The following is a 13,343-nucleotide window of genomic DNA, read 5'->3' on the forward strand; positions in this document are numbered from 1 at the left end:
CTGCCCGCAGGACCTACTTCTTCAATATCCGGCTGACCGACAGCATGGCCTCCATGGGTCGGCGGCCGGGGGGAGAGACCGAGGTCACCAGGGCCAGCGGCTGGCTGCCGTCGTCGGCCAGGCGGCGGCTCAGGTCGCGGGCGAACCAGTCGGACGGCATCAGGTAATAGTCGGCGATCAGGCTTCCCGCCTCGTCGCGGGCGTCCAGCGCCAGCAATTGCGCCCCGCCCTTCAGCCCGCCCCGTTCCACCATGGCCAGCAGGTGTCGCTGCAGCGAGATGGAGTCGCCGTATTCCGACCACACGCTGCAGATCCCGTCCCGCCCGGCCACCAGGGTGACGGCGCCCAGGCCGGGACGGCGCAACACGCGGACCAGTCCGGGACGGCCCTTGAGAAAGGTCTCGGCCACGTCGGGGGCCACTTCGGAGAAGCCGAACTCGCCGGTGGGCGAGGCGGCGATGTTGAGGGCGTTGAAATCCCCCACGTTGAGGACGCAGATGCGTCCCAGCACCGCCACCGCCAGCCTGGACGTCTCGTCGCGGATGGCGATGCCGCCCGGCGATTGAGCCCCGGCGGGCAACGCCAGCAGGGCGAGAAGCAGGGCTAGGGCGGCGCGTCTCATGGCTGCCTCAATCCGATGGTGATGATGGCCTGAAGATCGGGATTGGCGCTTTCCGAGGTGGTGACGATCACCCTGAGCCCGGCCGGCTCGCCGCCATGCTTGCGCACCAGTTCATCGCGGTAGGTGGAGGTGGGCACCAGATCGATGAAGCGGGAGGTCAACGCCCCCTTGGTCTCGCGCCCTCCGGCCTGCACCGTGAAATAACGTCCCACCGCCGTCTTCAGGTCCTTTTCCACCTGGGCGTTCAGCGCGGCGGCGGGCACCCGGCGCACGAAGACGGCGCATTGCTCGTCGGCGGGGACGATGGCCAGGGTGACCCCAGCCTCCTCGCGGATATAGGCCTCGCCCGGCCGCCCCTGCAGGAAGGGCCGGGCCGCCTGGTCGGGCAGGCGGGGCAGGTAGAGTTCGCCGCCCGGCTGCATCTTCTCCCTGAGCTTGTCCAGCGCCCCCACATGGGCGGCGCAGCCCCGCACGAAGGTGGCCGAGGCGATCTCCGCGACGTTGCGGGGCGGCTCGGCGGCCAGGGCGGGCAGACAAGCCGCGGCCAGCGTCAGGGCGAGGGCGGGCAGGAGGCGGATCATGCGCATTGCCGCGGCATGAAGGTCTTGATCCGCATGTCCTGATTGGTGACGTGCTCCACCAGGGCCTCCATCAGGGAGTGGACGCCCAGCAGACAGTCGATCAGGCAATCGGCGGCGTGAATCTCGGCCACCACTTCCTCGGTGCGGGCCAGAAGACGCTCGTGCTCCTGCCGATGAATGGCAAGGGCGGGAAAGCCGATGCGCTGCATCAATCGCTCCTCGTCGGCGAAATGAGCGCGCAGATTGGCGATGAAGGCGGCGCAATAGGAGACGATCTCGTCCTTGGGCTCTTCCGAGGCCAGGGCGGTGCGCAAGGCGGCGGCCTCCTCGAAAAAGGCGCGGTGCTGGGCGTCCACGACCGGATCGCCCAGGGCGAACTCATCGCTCCACCGGTATTGCCACAATGCGTTGCCACTCATGCCGACTCATCCCCATCATTCAAGCACGACAACATCACACCTCGTCCTCCCCGTCCAGAAGCCCGGTGGGCAGACCGTCGAAGCTGACAAGGTTCTTGTCCCGCCAGTACTGCCGGATGCCGTCCGCCCCCTTGGCGTCGGCCCAATCGGGCAAGGTCGGCCGATGCCCGGCGAAATCCATCAGGGGAACCCCGAAGCCGCAGGAGGTGATGACGCTGTCCACCTCGACCACGACAATTTGCCGCTTGGCCGGATAGTCGGGAAAGAGGGGGGCGAACTCGGCCCAATCCGCCTCGCGCCGGTGCAGGGCGCGGGCCCGGCCATAAAGGCGCAGGATCAGCGGCTGGCCGGAAAAGGCGCAGAACATGATGGTGATGCGGTCGTTGCGGGCCAGATGGGCGGCCGTCTCGTTGCCACTCCCCGTCAGATTGAGCCAGGCCACCCGATTGGGGGCGAGAATGCGGAACGTGCCGTCCAGGCCCTTCGGCGACAGATTGATCCGCCCCTGGTCGGTGGCCGTCGCCACGAAGAAGACGGGCTGGGCCGCGATGAACGCGGCGTGACGATCGGAAATGGAGGGGTGGTGCTGGGCCAATGCTGCCTCCTCACGACGGCCGCAGGCTGCCGGCGCGCTGCCGCATCTTGCCCCAGGCGAAATCGCGGGCCCGGCGGCCCAGCCATCCCTTGGGGTCCAGCCCGACCGCCTTGACGACCATGCTCGCCGCCCGCTCGGCATGCACCTTGCCATAAAGCGCATAGGCGCGCGAGCCGTACGCCGCGTTGCAGCGCATCCGGTCATAGGCCATGTCGTCCGGCTCGTTGGCCGCATGCCATGCATAGGCCAACTCGTCGTCGTCGCTTTCACGGATCCGCCGCACCACCACCAGGACGCGGCGCCACAAAGGCAGCCGGTCGCGGTCCTGGGTCCGGCGCATGGCGTCGTAGAACAGCTTGTAGTGGCGGAACTCGTCGCCGGCGATGCGATGGCAGATCTCGCGCAGCAGCGGTTCGCGGCTGGAATCGCGGACGGCGGAATAGAAGGACGACGTCCCGGTCTCGACGATGCAGCGGGCCAGCAATTCCCCGGTGGCCGAGCCGCGCACCGAGACCTCGGCCTCGACCGGGATGCGGTAGCCGTCGGCGAAGCGCCGGCAGCGGGCGGCAAAGTCGTAGCCGGGATCGGCCAGCTCGGCATAGCGGCCCAGGGTGTCGCCGTGGCGGATCTCGTCGTCGCGCCATTGCCCCAGCAGGGCGACGAATTCGGGATCGTCCCGGAACACCCGGCCGAGATAGAGGGTGTAGTCGGCGGCATTGCGCTCGACCATGGCGGCGGCCTTGACCACCTTCAGGAGATCGGAATCCACCCGCCGGGGATCGAGCCGACCCCAGCCGATGTCGTCCACGCTCCAGACCTTGCCGCCTTGCATGCGCCCCCGCTCCCCTTGAAGCATTCCATTCTGGGAGATGGGCACGGATTTTCAAGACAAAAGGGCCGCCCCGGTCGGGGGCGGCCCTTTCGAAAAATCCCGACCCGCCGTTTAGGCGATGGCGGCGGCCATGGCCTCGGCGACCAGCGCCAGACGCTGGGCATGGGCCTTGTCACGCTCGTTGCCGGCGTCGTCCAGGGCTTCCCTAGCGGCCTTCTTGCGGGCTTCGGCCATCTCGGCGGTCAGCTCGGCCACCGGAATGGCTTCCTCGGCCAGTACGGTGATGCGCTCCTCGTTGACCTCGGCGAAACCGCCGGCCACGAAGATGGAGGACGAGACCTTGCCGCCGTCATGGATGTCGATGACACCCGGACGCACGGTGGTGATCATCGGGGCGTGCAGGGCCAGGGCACCGAAGTCGCCTTCGCCGCCGGGCACCACGACCATGTCCACCTTGGACGAAACCAGAAGCTTCGCCGGGGACACCAATTCGAACTGAATCTTCTCGGCCATGCCGCGATTCCTTCAACATTCTTTAGCGGCGGGTCCCCAAGGGAACCCGCCCCTAATTATTCCCGAAAGCCTTAGGCCGCTTCGGCGGCCATCTTCTTGGCCTTCTCGATCACCTCGTCGATGCCGCCGACCATGTAGAAGGCAGCCTCGGGGAGATGGTCGTATTCGCCGGCAACGATGGCCTTGAAGCCCTTGATGGTGTCTTCCAGAGCCACCAGCTTGCCCGGCGAGCCGGTGAAGATTTCGGCCACGTGGAACGGCTGGGACAGGAAGCGCTGGATCTTACGAGCGCGCGACACGACCAGCTTGTCCTCTTCCGACAGTTCGTCCATGCCCAGGATGGCGATGATGTCCTGCAGCGACTTGTAGGTCTGCAGGATGCGCTGCACGTCGCGGGCGGTCTGGTAGTGGTCGGCACCGACGACGCGGGGGTCGAGAACGCGCGAGGTGGAGTCCAGCGGATCCACGGCCGGGTAGATGCCCAGCTCGGCGATCTGACGGTTCAGCACGGTGGTGGCGTCCAAGTGGGCGAACGACGTGGCCGGAGCCGGGTCGGTGAGATCGTCGGCCGGCACGTAAATGGCCTGCACCGAGGTGATCGAACCCTTCTTGGTCGAGGTGATACGCTCCTGCAGGGCGCCCATGTCGGTGGCCAGCGTCGGCTGGTAACCCACCGCGGAGGGGATGCGGCCCAGCAGCGCGGACACTTCCGAGCCGGCCTGGGTGAAGCGGAAGATGTTGTCCACGAAGAACAGCACGTCCTGGCCTTCGACGTCGCGGAAGTACTCGGCGACGGTCAGGCCCGACAGGGCGACGCGGGCGCGGGCGCCCGGCGGCTCGTTCATCTGGCCGTACACCAGGGCCACCTTGGAGCCCGGGCCGTCCAGCTTGATGACGCCCGACTCGATCATCTCGTGATAGAGGTCGTTGCCTTCGCGGGTACGCTCACCGACGCCGGCGAACACGGAGTAACCGCCGTGCGCCTTCGCGATGTTGTTGATCAGCTCCATGATCAGCACGGTCTTGCCCACGCCGGCGCCGCCGAACAGGCCGATCTTGCCGCCCTTGCAGTACGGAGCCAGCAGGTCGATGACCTTGATGCCGGTGACCAGGATCTCGGTCTCGGTGGACTGGTCGACGAAATCGGGGGCGTCGGCATGGATCGGCAGGGTGGTCTTGTTGCCGATGGGGCCGCGCTCGTCGATGGGCTCGCCGATCACGTTGATGATGCGGCCCAGGGTCTCGGGGCCGACGGGCATCTGGATGGCGGCGCCAGTGTCCACCACTTCGGTGCCGCGGGTCAGGCCATCGGTGGAGTCCATGGCGATGGTACGCACGGTGGACTCGCCCAGATGCTGAGCGACTTCGAGAACCAGCTTCTTGCCCTGATGATCCAGGTGAAGCGCGCTGAGGATGGCCGGCAGCTGGCCGTCGAAGCGCACGTCCACGACGGCGCCCAGGACCTGGGTGATCGTGCCGACGTTCTTGTTTGCCATGGTGTGCTCCTAGTCTTCCGTCACAGCGCTTCGGCGCCGGAGATGATTTCGATCAGTTCCTTGGTGATCTGGGCCTGGCGCGACCGGTTGTACTTGATCGCCAAGGCATTGATCATTTCACCCGCATTACGAGTTGCGTTGTCCATCGCGGTCATACGCGCGCCCTGCTCCGAGGCCTGGCTTTCCAGCAGGGCACGGAACATCTGGGTCGCCAGATTGCGCGGCAGGATCTCCGCCAGGATTTCCTCCTCGCCGGGCTCGAACTCGTAGATGGCCTTGGGTCCGGCGTCGGACTTGGCAGCCTGTTCGGGCACGGGGAAGGGGATCACCTGCTGGCGGGTCACTTCCTGGGCGATGGCCGACTTGAACTTGTTGTAGACCACGGTGCAGACGTCGAATTCCTCAGCCTCGAACATGGCGGAGATCTTCGACGCGACCTGATCGGCCTCGGCGAAGACGACGCCCTTGCGGCCCAGGTTCTCGAAGCCCTCGATCATGTACTGGCCGTAGTCGCGGCGCAGCTGCTCGCGGGCCTTGCGGCCCACCGGCATGATCTTGATGACCTTGCCCTGCTTCAGCAGGTCGGCGGCCATCGCCTTGGTGGCGCGGACGATGGACGAGTTGAAGCCGCCGCACAGACCGCGATCGGCGGTCACCGCGACAAGCAGATGCACCTTGTCGGCTCCGGTGCCGGAGATCATGCGGGGCGCGCCCGACTGGCCAGCCAGCGAGGCGGCCAGGGTGCCCAGCATGCGCTCCATGCGCTCGGCGAACGGCCGCGCCGCTTCCGCCGCGGTTTGCGCGCGGCGGAGCTTGGAGGCAGCGACCATCTTCATGGCGGATGTGATCTTGCGCGTCGATTTGACGCTCACGATCTTCATCCGCAGGTCCTTGAGACTCGCCATAACCTAAACTCCCACGGGACGGTTAAGCGAAGGTCTTGGAGAACGCGTCGAGGAACGCCTTGAGCTTCTCTTCGGTCTGGGCGCTGATCTGCTTCTCGGAGGCGATGGTGGAGAGGATCTCCGGGGCCTTCGAGCGGATCTCGGCGAGCAGCGACGATTCGAAGCGGCCGACCTGGCGCACCTCGATCTTGTCCAGATAGCCCTTCACGCCGGCGTAGATGGAAATGACTTCCTCTTCGGTGGGCATGGGAGAGAACTGGGGCTGCTTCAGCAGTTCGGTCAGACGCGCGCCGCGGTTCAGCAGCTTCTGGGTGGCCGGATCCAGGTCGGAAGCGAACTGCGCGAAGGCAGCCATTTCACGATACTGGGCCAGTTCCAGCTTGATCGAGCCCGCAACCTGCTTCATCGCCTTGATCTGGGCGGCGGAGCCGACGCGCGACACCGACAGACCGACGTTCACGGCGGGGCGGATGCCCTTATAGAACAGTTCGGTTTCCAGGAAGATCTGGCCGTCGGTGATCGAGATCACGTTGGTGGGGATGTAGGCGGACACGTCGTTGGCCTGGGTCTCGATGACCGGCAGAGCGGTCAGCGAGCCGGCACCGGCGGCGTCGCCCATCTTGGCGGCACGCTCGAGCAGGCGCGAGTGCAGGTAGAACACGTCGCCCGGATAGGCTTCGCGGCCCGGCGGACGGCGGAGCAGCAGCGACATCTGACGGTAGGCGACGGCCTGCTTCGAGAGATCATCATAAATGATCAGGGCGTGCATGCCGTTGTCGCGGAAGTACTCGCCCATGGTGCAGCCGGCGTAAGGCGCGATGAACTGCAGCGGAGCGGGCTCCGACGCGGTCGCGGCCACCACGATGGTGTAGTCCATGGCGCCGTAATCGGTCAGGGTCTTGACGATCTGGGCGACGGTGGAGCGCTTCTGACCGACGGCGACGTAGATGCAGAACAGCTTCGCCTTCTCGTCGTTGGCGTCGTGCCAGCGCTTCTGGTTGATGATGGTGTCGACCAGGATGGCGGTCTTGCCGGTCTGGCGATCGCCGATGACCAGCTCGCGCTGGCCGCGGCCGACGGGGATCAGGGCGTCCACGGCCTTGATGCCGGTGGACATGGGCTCGTGCACCGACTTACGCGGAATGATGCCCGGGGCCTTGACGTCCACGCGCTGACGCGAGGCGGCCTCGATGGGGCCCTTGCCGTCGATGGGGTTGCCCAGCGCGTCGACGACGCGGCCCAGCAGGCCCTTGCCGACCGGAACGTCCACGATGGAGCCGGTCCGCTTGACGACGTCGCCTTCCTTGATGTTGCGGTCGTCGCCGAAAATCACGATACCGACGTTGTCGGTCTCGAGATTCAGCGCCATACCCTTGATGCCGCCGGGGAATTCGACCATCTCGCCGGCCTGGACCTTGTCGAGGCCGTGCACGCGGGCGATACCGTCACCGACAGACAGCACCTGACCGACCTCGGCAACTTCCGCCTCGGTCCCGAAGGTGGCGATCTGTTGCTTGAGGATTGCGGAGATTTCCGCGGCGCGGATTTCCATTATCCAACCCCTTTCATAGCGAGCTTGAGATGCTGCAGCTTCGTCTTGAGCGAGCTGTCAACCATGCGGGAACCGACCTGAACCACCAGGCCGCCCAGCAAGCTGGGATCAACCTTGACATCGACGGCGACATTGCCGCCGAAGGCCGCCTTGAGGGCGGTGGTGAGGGCGTCTTGCTGGGCCGGCGTGAGAGCCACGGCGGAAGCCACCGTCGCGGACTTTTCGCCGCGACGGGCCGCCAACCGGCCGAGATAGGAAGCGATCACCCCGTTGAGGGTGAACAGCCGGCGGTTCTTGGCCGCCAGCCCGAGAAACTTGGAGGTCAGCTCCGAGAAGCCGGCGGCCTTGGCAACGGCGCCGATGGCCGCTCCCTGCTGCTCGCGGCTGAGAACGGGGCTGTCGACGACACGGCGCAGGTCAGCGCTTTCGCGCAGCATGGCCTGGAGCGTCTTGAGGTCGCCAGCCACCTGGTCGAGGGAGCCGGAAGAATCGGCCAACTCGAAGAGAGCGGTGGCGTAGCGGTCGGCGATCACGCCAATAGTTTCGGAAGGCACCTGGGCAAGTCCTTGGATAGGGTCGAACCGGCAGCCGTAACCTATTGAAAGGCAACATAATTCTGGCGCCTGCAGGAATAGCCCCCCTGTCGGCGCGTCGGTTAACTAGCACATCGGGTTTTGCGTTGCAAGACGACTCCTGCCCATTCGGGGGAGGAGAGGCAATTATCCTCTCCGCGCCGAACGCAAGGCTGCACGCCGAAATCGGGGTGGGAGGCCGGGTGGGGGGACCTACCCGCTCCCCACATTTTTTTTCGTGACGGTTTTCGGGCGGTGCTAATCTGGGGCCGCCGCCGCCGAAGTTCGTTTGTCGAGGTTCCCGATGCCCTACTACACCTACCGCTGCACGGCGTGCGACACCGTGTTCGAGACCCTGGTGCGGTCGTCCGATGACGCGCCCGCCTGCCCGCACTGCGAAAGCCGGGCCCTGGAGCGCCATCTGGGCGCCGCCGCGCCCGCCGCCAAGACCCCCGGCATGGTGGGCAAGGCCCGCGCCCAGGCGGCCCGCGAGGGGCATTTCAGCAACTATTCCCGCTCGGAGCTGAAGCGGAAGTAGGAGTGATGCGGGCGGGACGCCCGCGCTCCATGGAATGGCGTGGGGCGGAGCGCGGGCGTCCCGCCCGCCCCTATTCCCGCGCCTCGAACGCCGCCACCGCGTCCAACAGGATCTGGCCGTAGCGCTCGCGCTTGGCCTCGCCCAGGCCGGCGACGCCGTCGAGCTCGTCCGCGTGGCGGGGACGGCGGCGGGCGATGTCCACCAGGGTGGAATCGTGCCAGATGACGTAGGGTGGCACCCCCTGGGCCTTGGCCAGGGCCAGGCGCTCGGCCCGCAGATGCTGGAACAGGGCCTCGTCGGCGGGGTCGGTGAGGGCGACGGCGGATTTCTTGGCCGAGGACGCCTTGGACTTGCCCTTGGCCGGCAAGGGATCGCGGCGCAGGTCGATGCGGATTTCGCCGCGCAGCAGCGGACGGCAGGCCTCGGTCAGCTTGAAGGCGCCGTGGCCCTCGGTATCGATGGCGAGCATGCCGGCGGCCACCAATTGGCGGAGCACCGAACGCCATTGCTCGGCCGGCAGTTCGGTGCCGATGCCGTAGGTGCTGAGGCGTTCGTGGCCGAAGCGGCGGATCTTCTCGTTGTCCTTGCCCAGCAGCACGTCGATGACGTGGCCGGCCCCGAAGCTCTCGCCGGTGCGGTAGACGCAGGACAATGCCTTCCTGGCCAGCTCGGTGCCGTCGAAGGAAGCCACCGGATCGAGGCAGGTGTCGCAATTGCCGCAAGGCGGCGCGCCGGTCTCGCCGAAATACTCCAGCAGCACCTGGCGGCGGCAGCGGGTGGTCTCGCACAGGCCCAAGAGGGCGTTGAGCTTGGCCCATTCGACGCGCTTCTGGGCATCCGAGGCCTGGCTCGAGGCGATGAACTGGCCCAGCTTGGCCACGTCCTCCAGGCCATAGGCCATCCAGGCGTCGGCGGGCTGCCCGTCGCGCCCGGCGCGCCCCGTTTCCTGGTAATAGGCCTCCAGGCTCTTGGGCAGGTCGAGATGGGCGACGAAGCGCACGTCGGGCTTGTCGATGCCCATGCCGAACGCGATGGTCGCCACCATGACGATGCCCTCTTCGCGCAGGAAGCGCTCCTGGTTGGCGGCGCGCCTGTCCTGGTCGAGGCCGGCGTGATAGGCAAGCGCCGTATAGCCCTTGCCCGCCAGCCAGGAGGCCGTCTCCTCCACCTTGGCCCGCGACAGGCAGTAGACGATGCCCGATTCCGCCCCCTTCCCGCCGTGCTCGGCCTCGAGGAAGCGCAACAGCTGCTCGCGGGCGTTGTTCTTGGCGGCGATGCGGTAGCGGATGTTGGGCCGGTCGAAGCCGGCGACGAAGTGCCGCCCGTCCTGAGGGTTCAGGCGCTCGGCGATATCCCGGCGGGTCGGCCCGTCGGCGGTGGCGGTGAGCGCGATGCGCGGAATCCTGGGGAAGCGCTCGTGCAGCAGGGCCAGCTGCAGGTATTCCGGACGGAAATCATGCCCCCATTGCGACACGCAATGGGCCTCGTCGATGGCGAACAGGGCGATGCGGCAGTCTTCGAGCAGGGAGAGGAAGCCGGGCAGCACCAGACGCTCGGGCGCCACGTAGACCAGATCCAGCTCTCCCGCCTGCATGCGGCGCTCGATGACGCGGACCTCGTCCAGGCTGCGCGCCGAGTTCAGCGCGGCGGCGCGCACGCCCAGCTGGTTCAGGGCCTCCACCTGATTCTGCATCAGGGCGATCAGCGGCGAGACCACCACCGCCACCCCGTCGCGGCACAGCGCCGGCACCTGATAGCACAGCGACTTGCCCGCACCCGTAGGCATCAGCACCAGGGCGTCGCCGCCCTCCACCACATGGCGGATCACCTCCTCCTGCTGGCCGCGGAAGTTGGGAAAGCCGAAGACGTGGTTGAGGACGTGCAGGGGAGCGGGCATGGAAATCCTTAAAACAACCCGTCGTCAGGGTGCAGATGCCGTACGGCGTCCATGCCCTGATGAAGAATGCGGGCGACGAAAATGCCCCCCGGTTCCGTCAGGTAAAAGACGATGTGCCGGCCGTGCTCGTGGCGAAGAAGGCCTGCGGCGGCAAGCTCCGCCGGGCGGCCCAGGCCGGGATTGTCGGCCTGGGCTTGCAGGCAATCGCGCAGCCCGAGGAAATACGAATCCGCCCGCGCTTCGCCGAAGGTCTGGGCGGAATAGACGTAGATCCGGCCAAGATCGTCGTCGGCCTTGTTGGAAAGGACGTAATCGTCCATGCGCCCGAATTACCCACGCACCAGGCGGGATTTGGCCTCGGCCATGATGTCCTCGGCCTTGCGCGGGCTGCGGCCGCTGTCCAGCCCCTCGGCGATGGCGGCCTCCAGGGCCTGGCGCCGCTGCTGGTCGTGGCGGATCAGGTCACGGATGTAGTCGCTGACATTGGCGTAAACGCCACCTTTGACCTGGGAATCCACCCATTCGCGCATGGGATCGGGCAGAGATACGTTCATGGTCGCCATGACGGACTCCTTGGCGCTGCGATATGGCAAATTTTGCCATACTTTGCCATTCAGGAAAAGCTGTAGGGATCGACATCCACCTGGACGCGGACGCTTTTAGGGGGCTGGGCGCGGAAAAGCCAGTCGCGCAGCAGGGCCTGCAGGTTGACCGCCCGGCTGCTTTGCACCAGGAAGCGGCGGCGATGCCTGCCGCGCAGCAGGGCCATGGGAGCCGGCGCCGGTCCCAGCACCTGCACGCCCTCGGCCCGGGGCGCCGCCTTGGCCAGAGTGCGGGCGTAGGACTCGACGATCCCGACATCGGGACCCGACAGGATCAGGGCAGCGAGGCGGCCATAGGGCGGCATGCCGGCGGCGCGGCGCAACTCGGCCTCGCGGGCGATGAAGGCGTCGCGCTCGCCCGAGCGCAGCGCCCGCATCACCGGATGGTCGGGCTGGTAGGTCTGGAGCAGCACGCGGCCCGGGCGCTCGGCGCGCCCCGCACGCCCCGCCACCTGGGACAGCAGCTGGTGGGTGCGCTCGCCCGCCCTGAGGTCTCCACCTTCCAGCCCCAGGTCGGCGTCGACCACGCCCACCAGGGTCAGCATGGGGAAGTGATAGCCCTTGGCGACGATCTGGGTGCCCACCAACAGGTCGATCTCGTGGTCCGAGACCCGGCGGACGAACTCGGCCGCCGCGTGGGGGCCGGTGCAGGTGTCCGACGTCATCACCGCGATGCGGGCATTGGGGAACAGCAGGGCGGCTTCCTCCGCCACCCGTTCCACGCCGGGGCCGCAGGCGGCGAAATTGGCCTCGGCCTCGCATTCCGGGCATTTGGGGGGCAGGCGGATATGGTGGCCGCAATGATGGCAGACCAGCCTTCCAGCCGATCGGTGCTCCACCAGCCAGGCGGTGCAATGGGGGCATTGCAGCCGGTGGCCGCAGGTGCGGCAGAGCGTCAGCGGCGCGTAGCCCCGGCGGTTGAGGTAAAGCATGGCCTGCTCGCCCGCCGCCATCACCTCCTCCAGCGCCTCGACCAACTGGGGCGACAGCCAGCGGCCCCGAGGCGGCGGATGGCGGCGCAGGTCCACGGGCACGATGTCGGGCAGCACCGCGCCGGCATGGCGATCGGGCAGGTGGACCAGACGATAGCGACCGGCCTGGACATTGGCGAGGCTTTCCAGCGAGGGCGTGGCCGAGGCCAGCACCGCCGGGAAATTCCCCAGCCGGGCGCGCACCACCGCCATGTCGCGGGCGTGGTAGCAGACGTGGTCTTCCTGCTTGAAGGCCTGGTCGTGCTCCTCGTCCACCACGATCAGGCCCAGATTTTGGAACGGCAGGAACAGGCCCGATCGGGCGCCCACCACGATGGCGGCCTCGCCCGAGGCCACCGCCCGCCAGGTCTTGCGCCGCGTGGAATCGCCCAGGTCGGAATGCCACAAGGCGGGCTTGACCCCGAAGCGTTTGCGGAAGCGCTCCAGCCACTGGGCCGACAGCGCGATCTCGGGCAGCAGCACCAGCACCTGGCGGCCGGCGGCCAGGCATGCCGCCACCGCCTCGAAATACACCTCGGTCTTACCCGAACCGGTAACGCCGTCGATCAACTGCACCGAGAAGCCGCGATCCAGGGCGTCGACCAGGGCGTCGGCCGCCTCCTGCTGGGCCGGCGACAGCAGGGCGCGCTGCTGGGCGAGGTCGGGGGCTAAGAAAGCGGGGGGGGGTGGCAGTTCGACGGTTTCCAGCACGCCGGCCTCCACCAGTCCCTTGACCACCGCCGGCCCCACCCCGGCCTCGCGGGCCAGGTCGGCCGCCGACAGGGGCGGCAGGCGACCGGCCGCCTCCATCACCTTGCGCCGGGCGGGCGTCTCCTTGAACGCGGGAATGATTGCGGCGAGGCGAAGTGCCAGATGGGGGGCGGCGGGCTCCAGGGCCGAGGGCACGCTCATGGCCATCTTCAGCACCGCGCCGGGGGGCGCCAGAGTGTAGGACGCCACCCAGTCGACGAAGCGCCGGGTCACCTCGGGCAAGGGGGGCGCAGGCAGGCGACGGGCCACCGGGCGCAGCTTTCCCATCTCGACCTTGCCGTCGCCCGCCCCCCAGACCACCCCGGTCACCAGACGGTTGGCCAGCGGCACCTCGACGAACTCGCCCGGGCGTAGGGGCTCGAACCCCACGGCGTAATCGTAGGCTCCGCCCAAGGGCAGGGGCAGCATCACGGCGACGCGCTGACCTGGATTGAACAGGGAGGGGGTTGAAGTGGCGGACATGGCGTGCATAAGCTA

At 67.5% G+C, this 13,343-nt stretch carries 15 protein-coding genes; 1 reads left to right on the forward strand and 14 read right to left on the reverse strand.

The features are described 5' to 3' along the window. Positions 1–13: 13 nt before the first annotated feature. The 10 genes from XM1_RS01690 to XM1_RS01735 all read right to left on the reverse strand — a co-directional run bounded on the left by XM1_RS01690 (position 14) and on the right by XM1_RS01735 (position 8,069). Positions 14–622, reverse strand: coding sequence for a hypothetical protein (locus XM1_RS01690; protein ID WP_068428741.1), 609 nt, complete (start codon positions 620–622; stop codon positions 14–16). Next, on the reverse strand, positions 619–1,203 hold the full coding sequence (locus XM1_RS01695) for a hypothetical protein (protein WP_231920654.1): 585 nt from the start codon (positions 1,201–1,203) through the stop codon (positions 619–621). The genes XM1_RS01690 and XM1_RS01695 overlap by 4 nt, the downstream gene beginning before the upstream one ends. Continuing rightward, entirely contained in the window at positions 1,200–1,622 is a 423-nt protein-coding gene (locus XM1_RS01700) for a bacteriohemerythrin (RefSeq protein ID WP_068428747.1), read from the reverse strand. The genes XM1_RS01695 and XM1_RS01700 overlap by 4 nt, the downstream gene beginning before the upstream one ends. 34 nt (positions 1,623–1,656) lie before the next feature. Continuing rightward, entirely contained in the window at positions 1,657–2,217 is a 561-nt protein-coding gene (locus tag XM1_RS01705; protein WP_068428752.1) for a pyridoxamine 5'-phosphate oxidase family protein, read from the reverse strand. 10 nt (positions 2,218–2,227) lie between these two features. Beyond that, the gene (locus XM1_RS01710; protein ID WP_068428754.1) at positions 2,228–3,049 is read right to left on the reverse strand and encodes a ferritin-like domain-containing protein; all 822 of its coding nucleotides are present in this window, start codon (positions 3,047–3,049) and stop codon (positions 2,228–2,230) included. Positions 3,050–3,160: 111 nt separating this feature from the next. Then, positions 3,161–3,562 (reverse strand): F0F1 ATP synthase subunit epsilon, encoded by a 402-nt coding sequence (locus tag XM1_RS01715; RefSeq protein WP_068428756.1) that lies wholly within the window; start codon positions 3,560–3,562, stop codon positions 3,161–3,163. Positions 3,563–3,633: 71 nt separating this feature from the next. Then, complete coding sequence (gene atpD, locus XM1_RS01720; RefSeq protein WP_068428759.1) at positions 3,634–5,058, reverse strand: F0F1 ATP synthase subunit beta; 1,425 nt, start codon at positions 5,056–5,058, stop codon at positions 3,634–3,636. A gap of 20 nt (positions 5,059–5,078) precedes the next feature. After that, positions 5,079–5,963 carry a F0F1 ATP synthase subunit gamma gene (locus XM1_RS01725; protein WP_068428762.1) on the reverse strand — a complete coding sequence of 295 codons (885 nt, stop codon included), beginning with the start codon at positions 5,961–5,963 and terminating at the stop codon, positions 5,079–5,081. A gap of 22 nt (positions 5,964–5,985) precedes the next feature. Beyond that, complete coding sequence (gene atpA, locus XM1_RS01730; RefSeq protein ID WP_068428765.1) at positions 5,986–7,515, reverse strand: F0F1 ATP synthase subunit alpha; 1,530 nt, start codon at positions 7,513–7,515, stop codon at positions 5,986–5,988. Beyond that, on the reverse strand, positions 7,515–8,069 hold the full coding sequence (locus XM1_RS01735; RefSeq protein ID WP_068428768.1) for a F0F1 ATP synthase subunit delta: 555 nt from the start codon (positions 8,067–8,069) through the stop codon (positions 7,515–7,517). The genes atpA and XM1_RS01735 overlap by 1 nt, the downstream gene beginning before the upstream one ends. A 322-nt stretch (positions 8,070–8,391) precedes the next feature. On the opposite strand from XM1_RS01735, the gene XM1_RS01740 reads away from it, so the two are divergent. Then, entirely contained in the window at positions 8,392–8,625 is a 234-nt protein-coding gene (locus XM1_RS01740; protein ID WP_068428771.1) for a zinc ribbon domain-containing protein, read from the forward strand. Positions 8,626–8,695: 70 nt separating this feature from the next. Here the strand turns inward: XM1_RS01740 and recQ are convergent, their stop codons facing one another. From recQ to XM1_RS01760, 4 genes are read right to left on the reverse strand one after another with little or no spacing between them, the layout of a single operon-like run. Next, positions 8,696–10,522 (reverse strand): DNA helicase RecQ, encoded by a 1,827-nt coding sequence (gene recQ / locus XM1_RS01745; protein WP_068428777.1) that lies wholly within the window; start codon positions 10,520–10,522, stop codon positions 8,696–8,698. 8 nt (positions 10,523–10,530) lie between these two features. Beyond that, a complete protein-coding gene (locus XM1_RS01750; RefSeq protein ID WP_068428782.1) occupies positions 10,531–10,842 on the reverse strand; it encodes a type II toxin-antitoxin system RelE/ParE family toxin in 312 nt (103 codons plus the stop codon). Positions 10,843–10,851: 9 nt separating this feature from the next. Further along, on the reverse strand, positions 10,852–11,085 hold the full coding sequence (locus tag XM1_RS01755) for a type II toxin-antitoxin system ParD family antitoxin (RefSeq protein ID WP_068428786.1): 234 nt from the start codon (positions 11,083–11,085) through the stop codon (positions 10,852–10,854). Positions 11,086–11,135: 50 nt separating this feature from the next. Continuing rightward, a complete protein-coding gene (locus XM1_RS01760) occupies positions 11,136–13,328 on the reverse strand; it encodes a primosomal protein N' (protein WP_068437372.1) in 2,193 nt (730 codons plus the stop codon). Between the last annotated feature and the right edge of the window lie 15 nt (positions 13,329–13,343).

This window comes from Magnetospirillum sp. XM-1 (assembly GCF_001511835.1).
In the GTDB taxonomy this organism is placed as follows: Bacteria; Pseudomonadota; Alphaproteobacteria; order Rhodospirillales; family Magnetospirillaceae; genus Phaeospirillum.